At 71.2% G+C, this 19,739-nt stretch carries 16 protein-coding genes; 9 read left to right on the top strand and 7 right to left on the bottom strand.

Features of this window, described 5'->3' with window-relative positions; all coding sequences use genetic code 11:
- Positions 1-304: 304 nt before the first annotated feature.
- Positions 305-1,081: an AMP-binding protein gene (locus ABT061_RS03210; RefSeq protein ID WP_350912102.1), complete on the bottom strand. Its 777-nt coding sequence runs from the start codon at positions 1,079-1,081 to the stop codon at positions 305-307.
- A gap of 785 nt (positions 1,082-1,866) precedes the next feature.
- Positions 1,867-4,344: an ATP-binding protein gene (locus ABT061_RS03205; RefSeq protein ID WP_350912100.1), complete on the bottom strand. Its 2,478-nt coding sequence runs from the start codon at positions 4,342-4,344 to the stop codon at positions 1,867-1,869.
- 260 nt (positions 4,345-4,604) lie between these two features.
- Between ABT061_RS03205 and ABT061_RS03200 the strand changes: the two genes are divergently transcribed.
- Positions 4,605-6,482 (top strand): ABC transporter ATP-binding protein, encoded by a 1,878-nt coding sequence (locus tag ABT061_RS03200; protein WP_350912098.1) that lies wholly within the window; start codon positions 4,605-4,607, stop codon positions 6,480-6,482.
- Between the two features lie 146 nt (positions 6,483-6,628).
- Here the strand turns inward: ABT061_RS03200 and ABT061_RS03195 are convergent, their stop codons facing one another.
- Together ABT061_RS03195 and ABT061_RS03190 are read right to left on the bottom strand one after the other, a co-directional pair.
- Positions 6,629-8,095: a peptidoglycan D,D-transpeptidase FtsI family protein gene (locus ABT061_RS03195; protein WP_350912096.1), complete on the bottom strand. Its 1,467-nt coding sequence runs from the start codon at positions 8,093-8,095 to the stop codon at positions 6,629-6,631.
- Between the two features lie 344 nt (positions 8,096-8,439).
- A complete protein-coding gene (locus tag ABT061_RS03190; RefSeq protein ID WP_350912094.1) occupies positions 8,440-8,802 on the bottom strand; it encodes a MerR family transcriptional regulator in 363 nt (120 codons plus the stop codon).
- A 101-nt stretch (positions 8,803-8,903) separates the two neighbouring features.
- Here ABT061_RS03190 and ABT061_RS03185 point away from each other — a divergent pair, with 101 nt between their 5' ends.
- Complete coding sequence (locus tag ABT061_RS03185; RefSeq protein WP_350912092.1) at positions 8,904-9,842, top strand: aldo/keto reductase; 939 nt, start codon at positions 8,904-8,906, stop codon at positions 9,840-9,842.
- Between the two features lie 116 nt (positions 9,843-9,958).
- Here ABT061_RS03185 and ABT061_RS03180 read toward each other — a convergent pair whose 3' ends face one another.
- Positions 9,959-10,615 (bottom strand): TetR/AcrR family transcriptional regulator, encoded by a 657-nt coding sequence (locus ABT061_RS03180; RefSeq protein ID WP_350912090.1) that lies wholly within the window; start codon positions 10,613-10,615, stop codon positions 9,959-9,961.
- Positions 10,616-10,683: 68 nt separating this feature from the next.
- On the opposite strand from ABT061_RS03180, the gene ABT061_RS03175 reads away from it, so the two are divergent.
- Positions 10,684-11,985 (top strand): GH1 family beta-glucosidase, encoded by a 1,302-nt coding sequence (locus ABT061_RS03175; RefSeq protein WP_350912717.1) that lies wholly within the window; start codon positions 10,684-10,686, stop codon positions 11,983-11,985.
- 112 nt (positions 11,986-12,097) lie between these two features.
- Here ABT061_RS03175 and ABT061_RS03170 read toward each other — a convergent pair whose 3' ends face one another.
- Positions 12,098-12,910 carry an aldo/keto reductase gene (locus ABT061_RS03170; RefSeq protein ID WP_350912088.1) on the bottom strand — a complete coding sequence of 271 codons (813 nt, stop codon included), beginning with the start codon at positions 12,908-12,910 and terminating at the stop codon, positions 12,098-12,100.
- Positions 12,911-13,266: 356 nt separating this feature from the next.
- Between ABT061_RS03170 and erm the strand changes: the two genes are divergently transcribed.
- A complete protein-coding gene (gene erm / locus ABT061_RS03165; RefSeq protein WP_350912086.1) occupies positions 13,267-14,097 on the top strand; it encodes an ErmE/ErmH/ErmO/ErmR family 23S rRNA (adenine(2058)-N(6))-methyltransferase in 831 nt (276 codons plus the stop codon).
- Between the two features lie 47 nt (positions 14,098-14,144).
- On the opposite strand, the gene ABT061_RS03160 is transcribed toward erm, so the two are convergent.
- Positions 14,145-14,966, bottom strand: coding sequence for a helix-turn-helix transcriptional regulator (locus ABT061_RS03160; RefSeq protein ID WP_350912084.1), 822 nt, complete (start codon positions 14,964-14,966; stop codon positions 14,145-14,147).
- Between the two features lie 118 nt (positions 14,967-15,084).
- Between ABT061_RS03160 and ABT061_RS03155 the strand changes: the two genes are divergently transcribed.
- The 5 genes from ABT061_RS03155 to ABT061_RS03135 are packed head-to-tail and all read left to right on the top strand — an operon-like array spanning position 15,085 to position 19,666.
- Positions 15,085-16,086, top strand: a complete 1,002-nt coding sequence (locus ABT061_RS03155; protein ID WP_350912082.1) for an ABC transporter substrate-binding protein — start codon at positions 15,085-15,087, stop codon at positions 16,084-16,086.
- Positions 16,083-16,898, top strand: a complete 816-nt coding sequence (locus tag ABT061_RS03150) for a siderophore-interacting protein (protein ID WP_350912080.1) — start codon at positions 16,083-16,085, stop codon at positions 16,896-16,898. The genes ABT061_RS03155 and ABT061_RS03150 overlap by 4 nt, the downstream gene beginning before the upstream one ends.
- A complete protein-coding gene (locus tag ABT061_RS03145; RefSeq protein ID WP_350912078.1) occupies positions 16,888-17,877 on the top strand; it encodes a FecCD family ABC transporter permease in 990 nt (329 codons plus the stop codon). The genes ABT061_RS03150 and ABT061_RS03145 overlap by 11 nt, the downstream gene beginning before the upstream one ends.
- Positions 17,874-18,905 carry a FecCD family ABC transporter permease gene (locus tag ABT061_RS03140; protein WP_350912076.1) on the top strand — a complete coding sequence of 344 codons (1,032 nt, stop codon included), beginning with the start codon at positions 17,874-17,876 and terminating at the stop codon, positions 18,903-18,905. Before ABT061_RS03145 ends, ABT061_RS03140 begins: the two co-directional genes overlap by 4 nt.
- On the top strand, positions 18,890-19,666 hold the full coding sequence (locus ABT061_RS03135; protein WP_350912074.1) for an ABC transporter ATP-binding protein: 777 nt from the start codon (positions 18,890-18,892) through the stop codon (positions 19,664-19,666). The genes ABT061_RS03140 and ABT061_RS03135 overlap by 16 nt, the downstream gene beginning before the upstream one ends.
- The last annotated feature ends 73 nt before the right edge of the window (positions 19,667-19,739 follow it).

The raw sequence follows: 19,739 nt of genomic DNA, 5'->3' as shown, positions 1-19,739 counted from the left end.
CACCAAGCGCCGTCAAGGTCGCGCGGATAACAGCTCAATATCCCGGGATATGAGCACCAGATGACACCCTCCGGTGACAGTGCACCGGTCGGACACACATCCACGCGAAACCACAGCGCACCGCATAGGTGAAGAAATGCGAAATAGCACCCAAGGAGGAAACAAAGCGGTCATATTGGGCACCGGGGTAGGGGACCGGCTCCCCCGGATTCGGCTGCTCGTACGCCATGTTCGTGAACGCAACCCGGTCTTGGCGCTCGATGCCGCCGCGGGAAGAGGAGCTCGTAAGGATCCGTGGGCGGGCTCAGACGCGCTGGACCGCACCGTCGGAGAGCGCGACGACGGTGACGCCGAAGTCATGGATGGTCGCCGCCAGGTCCTCGGACGAGAGGCCCGGGGCCACGACGACCAGGGAGCCGCGCATCAACGCCAGCCCGATCAGGGTGGTCAGGGCCAGGCTGCACCGCAGTGGCCAGGTCACCAGGAGGACGTCGGACTTCCCCAGCTCGGTGCCCCTGTCGAGCAGGCTCATCCTCGTGATCAGATCCTGGTGGGTGAGCACCCCTCCGTCCTCGATCAGCAGGGCGGGCTGCACCGCGGGGTCGAGGAAGGGCAGCGGGACGGGCTCCAGGAGCAGCAGGTCGGCGAAGTCGACGGTGTCGCGGGCCTGGCCGAACGCGATCACCTGCCGGACCCGCGAGTCCTCCACGGCCCGCAACGAGGCGTCCGCCAGGCGCGGAGTGGTGATGAGCAGCCGTGCCTCCCACTCGGCCAGCAGATCGGCCATCTCCGCACACCCCGAGGTGATCGGCGCCGCCACCCCTCCGGCCGCGATGACCGTGTGCACCGCCAACGTCTGGGCCACCGCGCTGTCCACGTGGATTCCGGCCACCTGACGCCGCCGTGCCCCCCGCCGCACCAGGCCCGAGGCTCCTCGGGTCACCTCCGCGGCCAGCCTGCGGTAGCCGTATACCATTCCGGCGCCGAGGTCGATCAGGGCCGGCCGATCACCTCGCCCGTGCGCGTAGCCGAACACCGCCTCGGTGAGTGTGCAGCTGGTGGACGGCGAGGTGGGTCTCATTCCGATGAGGGTAGGGTCGCCTGTCCACCCGGGCATCGACAGATGTATGTAGATGACTGTGTATTCGGCCCCGTGACGTCCTTCCATGCCTTGAAAGCCGGGGATTCCAGCACCCGGCCTGCCCGCCGGGTCCGCCGGTTCGCGATTCGCCGGCCCGGGCAATCCGGAGGCCTCCCCGCGCGAACACGGGCGCGCCCCGCCGCGTTCGGATGAACATGCCTCACCTGGTCATCGCGGAACCCCCGACCCCACCGAGCCACACCCGCACACCAAGCGAAAAACGAGCAGTGCCTCCCCCTCCCCGAAGGACGGGGCCTCCGCCCCAGATGTCCAGTGATCCCCCCGAGCCGCAGTCCCCCACAACGGAAGGCGGGCTCGAGCCCTGCGCGACTCGAGCCCGCTGCCGCGTGCGGCCCTTGGCTCCGGCCCCCACCCCTCCGAGGGGACCTCGCCGTCTACCGGGACACGCGACGACCGCGACGTGCTCGACCGAGACGCCCGGGATGGTGTGGACCCGCCGTTCCGGACCGGAACTGTGGCCGGCACGGTGCGGAAGGCTGGACGTCATCGGTCGAACACCAGGAAAACGTACGGCGGGCGGCGACCCCGGGACATACTCCGGACTAGGTATCCCGAGATGTATCTTCACGCCCGCACATGTGTAGCCCGGAGTGTGTAGAGCCCGAGCGGCCGACCCGGTGACCGCGGATTCTCGCCGGCTCCGGGCCGGCCACCCCGCGGCCGAGCCCACGACCGGAGATCGCGAGCCGCTCCCGGCCCGCGTGTCAGGATCGATTCTGCTCGACGACCCAGGTGGCGACCTGCGTGCGGGAGGAGAAGCCGAGCTTGGCCAGGATGTTGGCGACGTGCCTGGCCGCGGTGGCGGGGCTGATCACCAGCTCGTCGGCGATGGCCCTGTTGCTCATTCCCCTGGCGATCAGCTCGGCGATCTCCGCCTCCCTGCAGGTGAGCGTGGTCAGCGGGGCGATGACCGGAGGCCTGCCGAGCAGCACCGGTGTCTCGCACGGCTCGTCGAGCTGGAGCGCGTAGCGAACCGCCTGCTCCTGGGACATCTCCTGGCCGTGCGCCCACAGCTGGGCGACCAGCGCGTCACCGAGGCGTACCCGGGCGGGCTGGAGCAGCTCCTCCATCCGTGCCCCGAACCCGGGCGGCAGCACGGCGCCGCTCATCGCGCTCCTGATCGCGGCGGAGGCGCCGGCCAGGCGGACCGCCCTGCGGTCGTCCTCCTCGGCGAGGGCGAGCTGGGCGAGCGTCTCGATCCGGCGGGCCACGCCGAGCCGCTGGCCGGTCCCGGTGCAGAGCCGCAGGCTCTCGATCAGCCTGGCCCGCGCGGTGACGAGGTCTCCCTGGGCCAGGGCGATCCGGCCAAGACCTGACAGGCAGGTGATGGACTGCCAGTGGGCGGTGATGTCCTGGAGCATGTCGAGGGCGCGCTCGTAGTGGGCGCGGGCCTCCGCCAGGTCGCCGCGGAGCCAGGCGACCTGGGCCAGGCCGATGAGGGCCACCGGCGCCGCCCAGTGATTGTCCAGCTCGTGGGCGATGGCCAGCGCGGCCTCGAAGGAGCGCTGCGACTCCTTCGCCCTGCCCTCCGACAGTGCGAAAGTGCCCTCCATGGAGCGGATGACCGTCTCGTGCCACGGGTCGTCGACGGTGTGCACGGCCTCCAGCGCCTCGTCCAGCAGGGACCTGGCCCGCTCCGGGCGGCGCTGGTAGATCGCCACCCAGGCGAGGATGGCCAGCGCGCCGCTGAGCGGCCCGGGCAGGCCCGTCTCGCGGCACAGCTCGACCGCCGCGGTGCAGGCGCTCTGCGCGGTGTCCGGGTCGCCCTGCCCGAAGGCCACCTGCCCGCGCAGCGCGAGGGCGTCGCCGCGCACGTACGGCGCCAGCTCCTCGGGGGCGGTGTCGAGCAGGCGGTCCAGCCACTTGTCGGTCGGGGTGAACCTCCCCCCGGCGATGATCGGCCAGCGGAGCAGCACCAGGAGGCGGAGCGCGCTCTCCGGATCGCTCGCGGCCTCGACCGACCAGCGCACCGCCGCCCAGACGTTGGCCTGGAGCTCGTCCAGCATGACCAGCATCGGGCAGATCTCGGCCCAGGTGGGCCGGGGCCGCCGGACTATCGTCTGGTGGATCCGGGCGGCGAGCTCGATCATGTGGTCGCGGTGCAGCCGCCGGAACTCGGGTTCCTCGCCGGAGGCTTCGAGCTGCTCCGCGGCGTACTCGCGGATCGTCTCCAGCATGCGGTAGCGCGTCTCACCCGCGACCTCGGCGTCGGCCAGGACCAGCGACTTGTCGACCAGGTCGCAGAGCACCCCCAGAACGTCCTCGGCCCACAGGGCGTTGCCCGCGCAGACCTGCTCGGCCATGTCGAGCGTCCAGCCGCCGGTGAAGACCGCCAGCCGCCGCAGCAGGATCCGCTCGGGCTCGTTGAGCAACTGGTAGCTCCAGTCGACCGTCGCCCTGAGCGTCCGCTGCCTGGCCGGGGCCGTTCTGTCGCCCGCCGACAGCAGCCGGAACCGGTCCCGGATCCTGGCGTTGATCTGCTCCACGGTCAGCACCCTGCACAGGGCGGCGGCGAGTTCGATGGCGAGCGGCATCCCGTCGAGCGCCTCGCAGAGCCCGGCGATGTCCGCCGCGTTCTGCTCGGTCATGGCGAAGCCCCGCGAGGCGGCGGTGGCACGGTCGACGAAGAGTCGCACCGCCTCGCTGGCGCCGACGTCGTGGCCCTCGCTCCTGGGCAGGCTGAGCGGCGGCACCCGCCACACGGTCTCCCCTGCCACCCGCAGGGGCTCGCGGCTGGTCGTGAGCACGCGTACGTCCGGGCAGACGGTGAGCACGGCGCGGCAGAACCTGGCGGACTCCTCGATGAGCGACTCGCAGTTGTCCATGACCAGCAGCAGCCGCCGTTCGCCGAGCGCGTCGATCAGGGTGTCGGCCAGCGCGCGGGACGGCTCGGCCTTGACCCCGAGCACGGCGGCCACCCGGGGCTCGATCAGGTCGCCCGGCACCGCGTCGGCCAGCTCGACCAGCCAGACACCGCCGGGGAACTCCTCCGCCAGCTGGGTCGCGACCCGGATCGCCAGCCTGCTCTTGCCGATGCCGCCCGCCCCGCAGAGGGTCACCACCCGGGCGACGCCCAGTAGGTCTGCGAGTTCTTCCACGTCGGCTTCACGCCCCACGAAGCCGTTGGGTTCGAGCGGCAGGTTGCCTCCGGTGAGGGAAGCGTGTGCGGTTTCCTGGGTCATCGGCTCTTAAAGAGGTCGAGGGTAGAACCGTCACAGAAAGTGTGACATCAATTACCGAACCATGCCCAGTCTTAGACCATTTCCGGCCCACAGATCATCCCGTCCCGGCATGTTCCGCCTCCCCGCCACCCGGCCGCGACCGCTCGCACCGTCTCGGAGCGGCGATCCGTCGCGGACCGTGACAGTCCGCGCGCGATGCGCAGCCGACCGTAACCGGCCATCCGATGGCCATCGCCGGTGCGGCGGCTCACACTGCTCGCATGGCAGACTCTCCCCCCGATCCGACCCCCGAGCTTGGCGAGCTCAGCCTCTCCGACTGGTACGCGCACACCGACAAGATGGCGAAGGTCGGTTTCCTGACCATCGCCCGCAGGCTTCCCGCGCTGGTGTCGCAGGCCGTCAGGCTGGCGTGGCTGGCCAGTCCCCGCGACACCGCCGTCGCGATCACTCTGAACCTGTTCGGCGGGGTGTTCACCGCGTTCGGGCTGCTCGCCACGACCGGGGTGCTGTCGGCGCTGTTCGAGGCGGGCCCGACTCCCGAGCGGGTGCGGGCCGCCCTGCCGAGCCTCATCCTGGTGGGCGTGGCCGCGGCCCTGCGTACCCTCACCCAGGCGGGCGCGGGCTGGGCTCAGTCGCGGTTAGAGCCCCAGGTCGGCCGGATCGCCGAGGAGCGCCTGTACGGGCTGACCAGCCAGGTCGGCCTGGCGGCCTTCGACGACCCCGACTTCCACGACACGCTCCAGCGGGCCAGGGCTCGCGGGGTGTCCATGGCGGACGAGGTGGTGGTCACGGCCATCAACGCGCTGACCGCGATCATCGGCATCGCCGCCGCGGCGGGCGTGCTGGGGGTGCTCCACCCGGTCCTGCTGCCGCTGCTGGTGCTGGCGGTGCTGCCCGACGCCTGGGCGGCGGTCCGCTCCGCGCGCATGCGCTACACCACCATGTACGCACTGATCCCCGCCCGCCGCCGAAAATGGATCATCGCGGAGCTGCTCGCGGAGCGCGAACCGGCCGCCGAGGTGCGCTCGTTCACCATGCGCGGCTTCCTGATGCGGATGTACGACGCGGTGGCCACCGCCGAGCAGACGGTCATGCTCGGCCTGGCCCGGCGGCAGGTGCTCGCGAAGGTCGTCGGCGAGGCACTGGGCGGGGTCGGCACCGCCGTGGTCTACGTGGCCCTGGGCGTGCTGCTCGCGATGGGCGCGGTCCCCCTGGCGGTGGCGGGCACCGCCGTGCTGGCGATCCGCTCGGGCCAGACCTACCTGGCCAACCTGATGTTCGCCACGAACCGGCTCTACGAGGAGGGGCTGTACTTCACCGACTTCCTCGACTTCTGCGCGGAGGCGGAGCGCAGGCTGCCCGCCGGGCGGCCGGCACGGGCGCCGGAGAGCTTCGAGCGGATCATCGCCGAGGACGTCGTCTTCACCTATCCGGGTTCCACCGTCCCCGCGCTCCAGGGAGTCACGATACGTATCGACAGGGGCGAGGTGATCGCCCTCGTCGGGGAGAACGGCTCGGGCAAGACCACGCTGGCCAAACTCCTCTCCGGGCTGTACGAACCGGACGGCGGCCGGGTCAGCTGGGACGACACCGATCTGGCCGGGGTCGATCCCGACGAGCTGCGCCACCGCATCGCGGTCATCGCCCAGGACCACACCCGCTGGCCGCTGACCGCCCGCTACAACATCAGCATGGGCACCGACAAGGGGGAACCCGCGCTCGTCGCGGCGGCCGAGGTCGCGGGCGCCGACCAGGTGGTCGCCGAGCTGCCGCACGGTTACAGCACGCTGCTCGACCGGCGTTTCAAGGACGGCCAGGAGCTGTCCGGCGGCCAGTGGCAGCGGATCGCGGTGGCCCGCGGCTTTCACAGGGACGCCCCGCTGCTGATCTGCGACGAGCCCACCGCGGCCCTGGACGCCCGTGCCGAGCACGCCCTGTTCGAACGCATCCGGCAGCACGCCGACGGACGCACCGTCCTGCTGATCACCCACCGGCTGGCCAGCGTCCGCTACGCCGACCGGATCTATGTCCTGGACCACGGCAAGGTCGTCGAGCACGGCACCCACGACGAGCTCATGGGCCTCGACGGCCTGTACGCCGACCTCTACGGCCTCCAGGCCAGGGCCTACTCCGCCTGACCCGCAAAAGTCTCCGTGGCGGCCTTGGCGATGGGAGCCGCCACCCGGACCCACTCCCACCTGACCGCCCCCAAACGCCGCCATGACGGCTTTGGCGATAACGGTTCCGGCAACAGAGACCGCCACCCGTCCCCCGAACCCACCACCTACTCCGCCTGACCGCCCAGAAACGCCGCCATGACGGCTTTGGCTATGGGAGCCGCCACCTTTCCTCCGGATCCGCCGCCCTCGACCAGGACCCCCACGGCGATCCGGGGGGAGACGGCCGGTGCGAAGCCGGTGAAGAGCGCGTGGGCCCTGCCCTTGGCGGCGTTCTCCGCGGTGCCGGTCTTGCCGGCCACCTTCACCCCCCGGATGGCCGCGGCGGAACCGGTACCCCCCTTCCCGGTGGCGGCGACCATCATCACGGTGAGCCGTTCGGCCTCCTCCGTGTCGAGCACCCGGCGGTACGCCGACGGCTCGGTCTCGTCGATCATCGTGCCGTCGGCGAGACGTACGTCCTTCACGAGGTGGGGGCGCATCAGCGAGCCGTCGTTGGCCACCGCCGCCGCGATCATCGCGATCATGAGCGGGGTGGCCCGGACGTCGAACTGGCCAAGCGCCGACATCGCGGTCTGCGCGTCGTCCAGCACGGGAGGGTAGACGCTCCTGGCCACCGGCATGGGGACCTCCAGATCGTCCGTGTCGAACCCGAACGCCTCGGCCTGCTCGCGCAGCGCGTCCTGGCCGAGGTCGACCCCGATCTTCGCGAAGGGGGTGTTGCACGAGAGCTTGAACGCCTGGAGCAGCGGCGGGTTTCCGTTGCCGCAGGTATCGCCGCCGAAGTTGCGCAGGTAGGTGCCGGTGCCGGGGAGGCGCAGGGACGCCGGGGCGCTGACGTGGGTGCCGAGGCCGTACCGCCCGGAGTGCAGCGCCGCCGCGCCGGTGACGACCTTGAAGGTGGATCCCGGCGGGTAGTTCCGCTGGATCGCCCGGTTCAGCAGCGGGTTCGCGGGGTCACCCCGCAGCCGCTTGTCCACCCTGTCCAGCCTGGCCGCGTCGAAGCTCGCGTACAGGTTGGGATCGTACGAGGGCAGCGAGACCATGGCCAGGATCGCGCCGGTGCGGGGGTTGATCGCGACAACGGCGCCGGGCTTTCCGGTGGCGCGCAGCCCCTCGTAGGCGGCCCGCTGGGCGCCGCGATCGACGGTGAGCCGGAGCGTGGCGCCGCCGCGGGTGCCCCCGACCAGCCCGCGTACCCTCACCCGGGGGTCGCCTCCCGAGAGCAGGGCCTCCTCCGCCTGCTCGATGCCCGCGCCGCCGTGGAGCGAGAAGTGCCCGGTGATCGCCGCGTAGAGCGGGCCGTCGGGATAGAACCGCTGATACCGGTAGGTGGTGCTCCTGGCCTTCCGGCTGGTCGCGATGACCGTGCCGTCGTGGAGCAGGATCTGCCCCCTGGGGCTGTGAAAGCGAGCGATCATCGTCCGCTGGTTGCGCGGGTCCTCGTTGAGCCGCTCGGAGTCCAGCCCCTGAAGGTAGGTCACGTTGGCGAGGAGGGCGAACAGCATCCCGCCGCACATCAGGGCGACGTGCCGCAGCGGAATGTTGATCCGGCGTGCGCGCGGTGCGACCATGACCCCTCCCCGATACCGGTTTAACAGCCGGACCGAAAAGGGCACCTCGACCAGCGGCAAAGCCGCCGTACGGGTTCTAGCCGACCATAAGCCGCGAGAGTCTACGGCCGTGGCCTCCACCTGGGCCGATCGCCCGTGGTGTCGGATCGGCGACGGCCGCCGACCGGCGACGATGCGGCAAGCGGGGCTAGGCCCTGTCCTGCGGATCTTTTGCCTACTGCGGTCGGTCAGGCGGCGCCTCGCCGCGTTGTCGTCGGTCACCGCAGCACGCTGCGGCTCCCTCCTCCGCCTTGCGAGACACCACCTGACCGATCCTCGCCACGGCAAGATCCACAGGACAGGGCCTAGTCGACCACCGAGTGGTAGAAAGCGATCTTGTTCCGGATCGCCACCTGCCGCTCGCGCAGGTTGTCGACCTGCTCCTGCACCCGCCGGTCGTGGGCTTCGAGCAGCGCGATCCGCTCGCGCACCGTGTGGTCGCCCGCCCTGGTCATCTCGGCGAAGCGGAGCATCTCCGCGATCGGCATCCCGGTGTCGCGCAGGCAGCGGATCATGCCGAGCCAGCCGACGTCCTTCTCGGTGAACCTGCGCTGTCCGGCCGCGTTGCGGTCGATCGACTCAAGCAGCCCGATCCGCTCGTAGTAGCGGAGCGTGTCGAGGCTGAAGCCGGTCTCCTCCACCACCTGTCCCGGTGTGTACACACTCACTCGGGCAGCATGCCACCTGGAGCCCACTCCAGGTCAACCCCAAAAATTTCTGGGTAAGTCCCCTTGACCTGGAGTCCACTCCAGCGTTCAAGGTCGTCCTCATGACGCACATCCCCCTCGCCCTGGGCACCATGTACTTCGGCACCCTCCTCGACGACAAGACCGCCTTCGCGATCCTCGACCGGTTCACCGAGGCCGGCGGCGCCCTGCTGGACACCTCGAACAACTACGCGTTCTGGAAGGAGGGTGCCACCGGCGACGAGAGCGAGCTGGCCCTCGGCCGCTGGCTGGCCGCCCGGGGCAACCGCGACCGGGTGGTGCTGAGCACCAAGTGCGGCGCCCGGCCGACCGTCCCCGGCGACCGGACCCTGGACTTCGCCGAGGGCCTGTCGGCCGCGACGATCGCCGCCGCCGCCGAGGGCAGCCTGCGGCGGCTGGGCACCGACCACGTCGACGTGTACTGGGCCCACATCGAGGACCGCTCCACACCCCTGGAGGAGACCCTGGGCGCCTTCGCCGAGCTGGTCGGCGCGGGCAAGGTCCGTGAGATCGGCGCGAGCAACGTGCGGGCCTGGAGTCTGGAGCGCGCCCGCGCCACCTCTCGGGCCACCGGCCGGCCGCTCTACACCCATGTGCAGCTCCGCCACACCTACCTGCACCCCCGGTACGGGACGCGGCTGCCCGATTCAGGTCACGTCCTGGTCGAGGACGACATGCTCGACTACCTGCGCTCGGAGCCCGGTCTGACCCTGTGGGCGTACAACACGCTCATGGCCGGCTCCTACACCCGCGCGGACCGGCCGATGCAGGACGCCTACGACCACCCGGGCACCACGCGCGGGCTCGCCGCGCTACGGGAGATCGCGGACGAGCTGGGCGCGACGGTCAACCAGGTGGTGCTGGCCTGGCTGACCGGTGGTGACGTCACGACGGTCCCGCTCGTCGGGGTGAGCTCGGTGGCCCAGCTGGAGGAGGTCCTGGGCGCCCTGGACCTCAAGCTCGACGGCGAGCACCGCGCCCGCCTGGACGCCGCCCGCTGAAGGACCATCGGGATCCCGCCCCAGGTCACAAACGACCATGCCGTACCCTGCCGTGCAGGCCGGGTACGGCGCCTCCCCCGGCGGGAACGCCCGCCAACGCGGGCGGGCGCCCGGGGTCATTCCTGCGGCAGGTGCGCCGACAGGTAGCGGCGGACCAGATGCTTGCACTCGGCGATCAGCTCGGGGTCCCCGTCCGGCAGGGAGCGGAAGGCGAGCTTGAGCACCGCGTCGGCGGCCTCGACCGCGACGAAGAGCGCCCGATCCAGCTCGGGGCCGATCGGGGCGCCGAGCAGCTCGACGGTGATCGTACGGAGCCGGTCGGCCACGATGACGTTGTTCTCCAGTGCGGCGTCGAGCATCCGGTTGGTCCCCTTGACCACGGGCCCGCCGGGTGCGGCGAGCACCTCCCCGAAGTCGACGACGGCGAATCCCGGCGTGGCCCGCTTCATCGCGACGAACTCGTCGATCGCGAGGTCGACCATCTCCGTCCAGTTGGAGAGCCGCACCTCCGCGAGCCTGGCCGTGATCCGGCCGAGGAACGCCTCCAGGTTGCGCAGCGCCAGCGCCCGTACCAGCCCCTGTTTGTCGGGGAAGAACTGGTAGAAGGTACCGATCGGCACCTCCGCGCGGCGCGCGACCTCCTTGGTGGTCAGCGCCTCGTAGCCGACCTCGTCCAGTAGCCGCGCGCACTCGTCCAGCATGCGCTCGACCCGTTCCAGGCTGCGGCGCTGGGCAGGGCGGCGGCGAAGCGTTCCCCCGGAGACGTTCGTCATCCCCCCATCATCCCCCACGAGCAGGCCCGGGGGTTAACATGAGCCAGACTCATACATTGGAGGCCGGAATGTTCCTGTGGGGTACGGCGACCGCGTCCTACCAGATCGAGGGCGCCGTCGCCGAGGACGGGCGGGGCGCCTCGATCTGGGATACCTTCACCCACGAGCCCGGCCGCGTCCGCGGCGGCGACACCGGTGACGTGGCCTGCGACCATTACCACCGCTGGGATGAGGACGTCGAGCTGATGTCCGGCCTCGGCGTGAACTCCTACCGCTTCTCCATCGCCTGGCCGCGCGTCCAGCCGGCCGGCAAGGGCGCGATCAACCAGGCCGGCCTGGACTTCTACGACCGGCTGACCGACGCGCTCCGCGAGCGGGACATCGTCCCGGCGGCCACGCTGTTCCACTGGGACCTGCCCCAGCCCCTGGAGGACGAGGGCGGCTGGCTGAATCGCGACACCGCCTACCGCTTCGCCGAGTACGCCGCGGCGGTGGCCGACCGGCTCGCCGACCGGATCCCGATGTGGATCACCCTGAACGAGCCCTTCGTCCACATGGTCTTCGGCTACGCGCTGGGCGCCCACGCCCCCGGCAGGACCCTGGTCCTGGACGCGCTCCCCGCCGCCCACCACCAGTTGCTCGGGCACGGCCTGGCCGTGCGGGAGCTGCGGGCGCGCGGCGCGGAGCAGGTCCTGATCACCAACAACTGCACCCCGGTCTGGCCCGCCTCCACCGACCCCGCCGACCTGGCCGCCGCCGACGCCTACGACACCCTGCACAACCGCCTGTTCAACGACCCGGTGCTGCTCGGTTCCTATCCCGACCTGTCGGCGTACGGGGTGAGCCTGGACTGTGTCCGGGACGGCGACCTGGATCTGATCGGCGCGCCCCTCGACGGCATCGGTATCAACTACTACAACCCCACCCGGATCGCCGCGCCCACCGATGAGGGCCTCCCCTTCTCCGACGCGGGCGTCACCGGCTACCCCACCACCGCCTTCGGCTGGCCCGTCGTCCCCGACGGCCTGCGCGAGCTGCTGGTCGGCCTCCGGGCCCGGTACGGCGACGCCCTCCCGCCGGTCTACATCACCGAGAACGGCTGCTCCCAGCCCGACGAGCCGGCCCCTGACGGGACGGTCGACGACCAGGCCAGGATCGACTTCCTCGACGGCCACATCGGGGCCGTCGAGCGGGCGCGGGCGGAGGGGGTGGACGTGCGCGGCTACTACGTCTGGTCCCTGCTGGACAACTTCGAGTGGGCCGAGGGCTACAGCCAGCGCTTCGGACTCGTCCACGTCGACTTCCCCACCGGGAGGCGCACCCCCAAGGCCTCCTACGCGTGGCTGCGCCGGCGGATCTCACAGAGCTGACGTCACGTCCTTCTCGCCCGGCGCCGCGTGCTCGGACGCCCGCGTACAGCACCCCCGACGCGGTGTCCGTGCCGTGGTGGTGAGGCTCACCGCCACGGCACGGACATCGCACTCAGCGGTTGAAAGCGTCCGGGTCGGGGCCGATGCGGGTGCCGGCGTCCAGCTTGGCGATCTCGGCGATGTCCTCGTCCGCGAGGGCGAAGTCGAAGACGTCGAGATTCTCCCTGATCCGCGACGGCGTCACCGACTTGGGGATGACGACGTTGCCCAGGTCGAGGTGCCAGCGCAGGACCACCTGGGCCGGGGTCCTGCCGTACTTCTCGGCGATGTCGACGATCACCGGATCGACGAGCACCGCCCCCTGCGCCAGCGGGCTCCACGCCTCGGTGACGATGCCGTGCCTGGCGTGGAACTCGCGCAACTCGACCTGCTGCAGTGCCGGGTGGAGCTCGACCTGGTTGACCGCCGGGACGATGTCACACTCCTCGATGAGGCGGAGCAGGTGGGCGGACTGGAAGTTGGACACCCCGATGGCGCGGACCCGGTCCTCGGTGTACAGCTTCTCCAGCGCCCTCCAGGTCTCGACGTACAGGTCCCTGGCCGGGGTGGGCCAGTGGATGAGATAGAGGTCGAGCTGCTCCAGGCCCAGCCGCTCCATGCTCGCGTCGAAGGCGGCGAGGGCGGCGTCGTAGCCGTGGTCGCTGTTCCACAGCTTGGTGGTGACGAAGACCTCGTCACGCGGCAGACCGGAGGCGGCCAGCGCCTCGCCCACACCCCGCTCGTTGTCGTACAGCTTCGCGGTGTCGATGCTCCGGTATCCCGCCTCCAGCGCGGCGCTCACCGCCTGGGCGGTCTCCGACGGCGGCACCTGGTACACGCCGAAGCCGAGCCGGGGCATGGAGACCCCGTTGTTCAAAGTGATCATCAGTGGTTCTCCCCTTGAGCGGTCGCGAACAGCCTGGTGGCCGTCACGAACACAGATCCCCGCATTATCAGCAAACGCCGGTTATCTGAGCACGCCGCCACGGCGGACACCGGAACAGATCCCCTCCGACGGAGCGGAAAATCCGTTGCGAGCCGGCGAGAGGGGCCCGTAGCGTCCAGAGCCATGTGCATGTACTTCGCCAACCTTATGGTCGGCTACGTGATCCGTCCTCGCGGCAGCCGGGCTCTGGCCCGCTAGGGACGCGTCGACCTCCACTCCGTTCCGCACGCGTCCCCGATGCGCGCCCAGGGCCTTTCCGAGACCTTTTTCACCTCGGACCCGAAAGGGCGACGGCTGTGGCGCACTCCTTCGCGCACGGAAACCATTCGCACACCCAGAGAAAGGTAAGGAACGGCGGCGGTCGCAACGACCGCGACCGGGCCAGACGCACCCTCTCGCAGAACTTCCTCGTCGATCCGCACGCCGTCCGGCAGATGGCCACCGCGGCCGGATCGCACGGGCTGGTCCTGGAGCCGGGCGCGGGCGAGGGTGCTCTCACCCTCTCCCTCGCCGAGAGCTGCGCGAGGGTCGTGGCGTACGAGATCGACCCGCGACATGCGGGCAGGCTCGCCGCCCGCACCCGCGGCGACGACAGAATCGAGGTGATCAGGGGTGATTTCCTGACCGCACGGGCCCCGCGCGAACCGTTCGCGGTCGCCGGGAACATCCCGTACTCGATCACCTCCAGGATCGTTGACTGGTGCCTGCGCGCTCCCGCGCTCACCTCGGCGACCCTGCTCACCCAGCTGGAGTACGCGCGCAAGCGGTCCGGCGACTTCGGCCGCTGGAGCAGGCTGACCGTGCTGACCTGGCCGGGTCACTCCTGGGAGCTGGCCGGCCGCGTCGGCCGGATGAGCTTCCGGCCGGTGCCCGCCGTCGACTCGGCGATCCTGCGGATCGAGCCGCGCGGTGTCCGGCTGCTGCCCGCGGAGCGGGACGCGGCCTGGCGCGAGTTCGTCGAGTACGGCTTCACCGGTCTTGGCGGTTCGCTGCACGCCTCGCTGCGGATGCGGTACGCGGCCCACCGGGTCGACACCGCGTTCGCGGAGGCGCGAGTGGACCGCGACACGGTGGTGGCGTTCGTCCACCCCGACCGGTGGCTGACCCTCTTCGAGCTGCTCTGCTGACACTCCCGCACACCGCCCGGCCCCCGGGCGGTGTGCGGTCCTTTCGATCAGGCCGAGTCGGCCTCGCGCAACGCGTAGCGGCCGGGCGTGCATCCGTACTCCCTGGCGAAGGCCGTGATGAAGGCCGAGGGGGTCGCGTATCCGACGCGGCGGGCCACCTCGGCCACCGGCCGGCTCTCCAGCAGCACCCGCGAGGCACGCAGCCGCAGTTTGGTGCGCCACTGCGAGTAGGGCATGCCGAACTCGCGCACGAAGTCGCGTTGCAGCGTCTTGACGCTGACGTGCAACCGCTCGGCCCACTCCTCAAGGAGGACAGGGTCTCCCGGGTCGTGTGACAGCGCGCGGGCGACGGTCATCGCGAATCCGGTACCGGTGGCGTGGTGGCCGACGAAGTCACGGGTCGACGCGCCGAGTCCGGCCATGATGCGCTCGCGGGCGACGAGTGCCGCCTGCTCGTCGTACCCCGGGCGGGCGATCGCCTGGACGAGCCGGGCCGCCTCGTCGTCGATGGACACCGCGCCGGCGCGCAGCCCGCCGAGCGCCTCGGGCACCTGGCGCAGGCAGACCCGGTACACGGTCTGCCGGTCCGCCGCCCGCACCTCGTGGCTCACCGCGCGGTGGGCCCAGAACGCCTCCCGCGCGCCCACGAACTGCGCGTCGGCACCGTGCCGGGTGGAGAGCACGCCGTCGGGCGACCAGTAGAGCTGGTGCAGGAAGTCCTGCCTGCTCTGGCCGAATTCGAGCACGGCCGCCGAACGGTACTTGAGCACGAGGATGCCGGTGAGCGTGCCCAGGCCGTAGCCGTACTCCTCGCACCAGAGCGGATCGGTCCCGAAGTGGCCGGCACCGGTCGCAGAGTGACTTCCCATCGACATCGGATGGCCTCCCGTCGATATCAGAAAAGTTTTGGTAAGGCTAACCTAAGTAGCGCCTGACCATGAGGTCGGGCCGCTCTCCCGCTCTGAAACACCCCGAAGGAACACATCCATGTCCTCCCGACAGCCCCGGCGCCTTGCCGGCGCTCTGGCCCTCGCCCTCGCCCTGGTCGCCGGCTGCGGTTCCACCGATTCCGGCGGGGAGTCCGCCGCCGCGGCGCCCGAGACCCGCGTCTTCGCCGCCGACAACGGCGAGATCACCATCCCCGCCGACCCCAAGCGCGTCGTCGCGACCGGGTACGCGGTGCCGGCGCTCATCGAGGCCAACACCCCCCTGGTCGGCATCTCCGGCTGGAGACGTGGTCTGGCGATGATGACCGAGGAGGACCTGGCGACGTACAACGGCCTCGAAAAGGTCGCCGGAGAGACGGCCGCCGAGACCAACTACGAGGCCGTCGCCAAGGCCAAGCCCGACCTGATCGTCATCGGCGTCCCGAAGCCGGCCCTCGCCGATCTCGACATGAAGCGGCTGGAGTCCATCGCCCCGGTCGTCGTCCTCGGCCCGACCGTCCCCTCCGCCTGGCGCGAGCTGTCGCGACGCCAGTCCGACGCCGCGGGCCGTCTCGGCGACTTCGAGGCCGCCAAGGCGGCGTACGAGAAGAAGGCCGCCGAGCTCACCGAGAAGTACCGGGGCGCTCTGGACGGCGTGAAGTTCGGCCACGTCGGCGCCTACGGCGACATCGCCAAGGGAACGTTCCATCGCGAGTTCGCCGGGTCGTGGGGCACCAACATCGCCTCCGACATCGGCGTGACCTACTACGGCGAGGTCAAGGAGAAGGGCGGCAACGCGCTCGACGTCAGCGAGCACCCCTCCATCGAGGAACTGCCAGAGAGCCTCGCCGAGGCCGACGCCGTCACGTACACGCTGGAGAGCGACGGTTCGGTGAGCGAGCCGGTGCGGTACGTCCTCGACTCCAAGCTGTGGAAGAACCTGCCCGCGGTCAAGGCCGGCAACGTCTTCCCGCTGCGCTACACCGAGGCGGCGACGTACCGCTCGGCGCTCAAGGCGCTGGACTCCATCGACGAGGCGCTCGCGCCGCTGCTCAGCCGATGAGCATCGACCGCCTCGACCCGCAGGGCCGGGTCGCCTCCCACCACCGGTCCGGGACCGGCACCGCGCGTATCGGCTACCCGATCGGGGTCCGCACCGTCTCGGTGCTCGCGCGTGAGTACCTGACCCCGCGCCTGCTCCGGCTGACCGTCGGCGGCCCCGGGCTCGAAGGGTTCCACACCTACCAGGCCGACGACCACGTCAAGATCGTCTTCCCGGATCCGGACGGCACCCGCCGCGCCCCGGTCGCCAACGACCATCTGGAGCTCGACTGGCCGAGGCCGATACCCACGACGCGCAAGTACACGGTGCGGCGGTACGACGCCGAGGCCGGCGAGCTCGACCTGGACTTCGTGCTCCACGAGGGCGGGGTCGCGTCGGCGTGGGCGGTCGCCGCCGAGGTGGGCGACGAGCTCACGATCGCCGGTCCGCCGGGGGCCAAGGCGTTCCCCCACAACTACGGCCACTACGTCTTCGCGGTCGACGCCACCGCGCTGCCCGCAGTCGCGCGCTGGCTGGAGGAGTCCCCGGCCGACGTCTCGGCCCAGGTGGTGATCGAGACCGACGACGCCGCCGAGCACGCCTACCCGCTCGCGGCGCGCGAAGGGGTGCAGGTCGTCTGGCTGGTCCGCGAGGGCAGCCGCTCCTCGCTCGCGGAGACGGTGCGCTCCCTGCCCCTGCCCGAGGGGCGGACCTTCCTGTTCGCGGCCGGGGAGGCGGGCGACATCAAGCCGCTGCGCTCGTGGAGCGCGGGACGGCTCGACTCGCTGTTCACCGGATACTGGAAGCGCGGAGTTGCCGGGCTTGAGGACTGATCTACCGGCGCGGGCCGCGATCCTCCTCGCGGCCCTCGCGCTGCTCGTTGTGGTGGCGGTGGCCGGCGTGAGTGTCGGAACGCGCGCGATCGCACCGGCCGAGATCTGGCGTGCCTTCGCCGACTACGCCGGCAGTGACGATCATCTGATCGTCCGCGATGTCCGGGTGCCGCGCACGATCCTCGGCATCCTCGTCGGCGCCGCCCTCGGCGCCTCGGGCACGCTGATCCAGACGCTGACCCGCAACCCGCTGGCCGAACCCGGCATCCTCGGGGTGACCGCCGGTGCCGGTTTCGCCATCAACCTGGGCGGCGCGCTCGGCCTCGCGGGGTCACAGTCCGCGCAGCTGATGCTCGCGTTCGCCGGCTCCGTGCTCGCGGTGCTCCTGGTCTACTCCGTCGGCCGGACCTCCCCGCTCCGGCTCGTGCTGGCCGGCGTCGCCCTCAGCTCGGTGCTCGCGGGCCTCTCGCTCGGCATGCGCCTGATGCTTCCCGACGTCTTCGACCGGTTCCGCTTCTGGTCCGTCGGGGCGCTGGCCGGCCGCGAGCAGATGTCGCACACCATCCCGCTGCTGGCGATCGGCATCGCCCTGGTCTGTGCCATGGCGATGGCCAGGCCGCTGAACGCCATGGTCCTGGGCGACCAGGTCGCCCACACGCTCGGCGGTCACACCGCACGGACCAAGCTCGGCGTCCTCGTACTCGTCACCCTGCTCGCCGGCGCCGCCACGGCCGTGGCCGGACCGATCACCTTCGTGGGGCTCATGATTCCGCACCTGGCCCGCCGGCTGGCCGCCGGCTCGATTCCGTGGCTGATGGCCTACACGATGGTGCTCGGCCCGATCCTGCTGCTGGTCTCCGACATCGGATCGCGCGTGCTGCTGCCGACGGGCGAGGTCCCGGTGGCCGTCGTCACCGCCTTCCTCGGCGGCCCGGTGCTCATCTGGGTCGTCCGGCGCTACGGGGCGGCGTCGCTGTGAACGCCGTCGTGCTGCGCGCGGGCTCCCGCTCGGTCAGGATCGAACGCCGGACGATCCTGATGTCGCTCGTGCTCACCGGCGTCGCGCTGGCCCTGGCCTTCCTCGGCCTCAGCCACGGCCCCTCCTGGGCCGCGCCCTCGGAGGTGTTCGCGGCGCTCGCCGGTCATGGGGACTCGGCCCTGGTGATCCGGGAGTGGCGGCTGCCCCGGGTGGCCGCCGCGCTCGTCTTCGGCGCCGCCCTGGGGCTGGCCGGGGCGATCTTCCAGAACCTCACCCGCAACCCGCTCGGCAGCCCGGACGTCATCGGCCTGGACGCGGGCGCCTACACCGGCGCGCTGGCCGCGCTCACGCTGCTGAGCGGGACCTCCGCGCAGCTCGCCGTGAGTTCGGTGGCGGGCGGCCTGCTGACCGCGGCGGCCATCTACCTGCTGTCGCTGGACGCGGGGCTCAGCGGCCTGCGGCTGGTCGTCATCGGAATCGCGGTGAACGCCATCCTGACCGCGGTCAACTCCTGGATCGTGCTCCGTGCCGAGCTCGATGTCGCGATCGCCGCGACCGGGTGGAGCGCGGGTTCGCTGAACGGCGTCGACTGGGACGAGGTACGCCTGCCGTTCCTGGTCATCGGCGTGCTCGCGCTGCTGCTCGTCACGCTGTCGCAGGCGATGCACCAGGCCGCGCTCGGCGACGAGCTCGCCGTCACCTCGGGCGTGGGCCTGGGCCGCCTCCGGCTGCTGATCGTGCTGGTCGGCGTCGGCTGCACCGCCACCGTGACGGCGGTCGCCGGGCCGATCGTGTTCATCGCGCTCGCCGCCCCCCAGATCGGCCGCCGCCTCGCCGGCGAGGCCGGGGTGCCCCTGGTGCCCGCGGCGCTGACCGGCGCGGTGCTGCTACTGGCCGCCGATCTCATCGCGCAACTGCTGCTGGCGCCGGTCGCGCTGCCGGTCGGTGTCGTGACGACCGCGATCGGCGGGTGCTATCTCATCTGGCTGCTCCTCAAGGAAGTGAGGCGACCGTGGCAGCGCGCCTGACCGCCCAGGACATCACCCTCGGCTACGGCGAGCGGGTGGTGTCGGCGCACGTGAACCTCGACGTGCCCGACGGCGCGTTCACCGCCATCGTCGGCGCCAACGCCTGTGGGAAGTCGACGCTGCTGCGTTCCTTCGTCCGGCTGCTCAAGCCCTCGGCCGGTACGGTCGGCTTCGACGGCCGCGACGTGAACGGCTACCGGCCCAAGGCCATCGCCAGGCAGATCGGGTTCCTGCCCCAGGGCCTGGTCGCCCCGGAGAACATCGTGGTGCGGCGGCTCGTCGCCCGGGGTCGCTACCCGCACCAGTCGATGCTGTCCACCTGGTCGGCCGAGGACGAGCGGGCCGTGCAGGAGGCCATGGCCGCGGCCGGCGTCGCGGAACTGGCCGAGCGGGGCGTCGAGGAGCTGTCCGGAGGCCAGCGCCAGCGCGTCTGGGTCGCGATGGTGCTGGCCCAGGAGACGCCCTACCTGCTGCTCGACGAGCCCACCACGTTCCTCGACATCACCCACCAGTACCAGCTGCTCAAGCTGTTCGCGCGGCTGCGCGACGAGGGGCGCACGGTCATCGCGGTGCTGCACGACATCAACCAGGCCTGCCGGTTCGCCGACCACCTGGTGGCGATGAAGGCCGGCCGCGTCGTCGCGGAGGGAGCCCCCGCCGACATCGTCGACGCCGAGCTCATCTCGGAGGTCTTCGACCTGCCCTGCGTCGTCGTACCCGACCCGGTCACCGGCACCCCCATGGTGGTGCCGACCGCCTGAGCCATGACGCGGCCGCGGCCCCGCGGCCGCCGTGGACGCGCTGCCTGTCCCCACCGGGAGCCCTGTCACGGAT

Source organism: Streptosporangium sp. NPDC002544 (assembly GCF_040295965.1).
GTDB lineage: Bacteria > Actinomycetota > Actinomycetes > Streptosporangiales > Streptosporangiaceae > Streptosporangium.
This window is presented reverse-complemented; position numbering and strand designations above follow the sequence as displayed.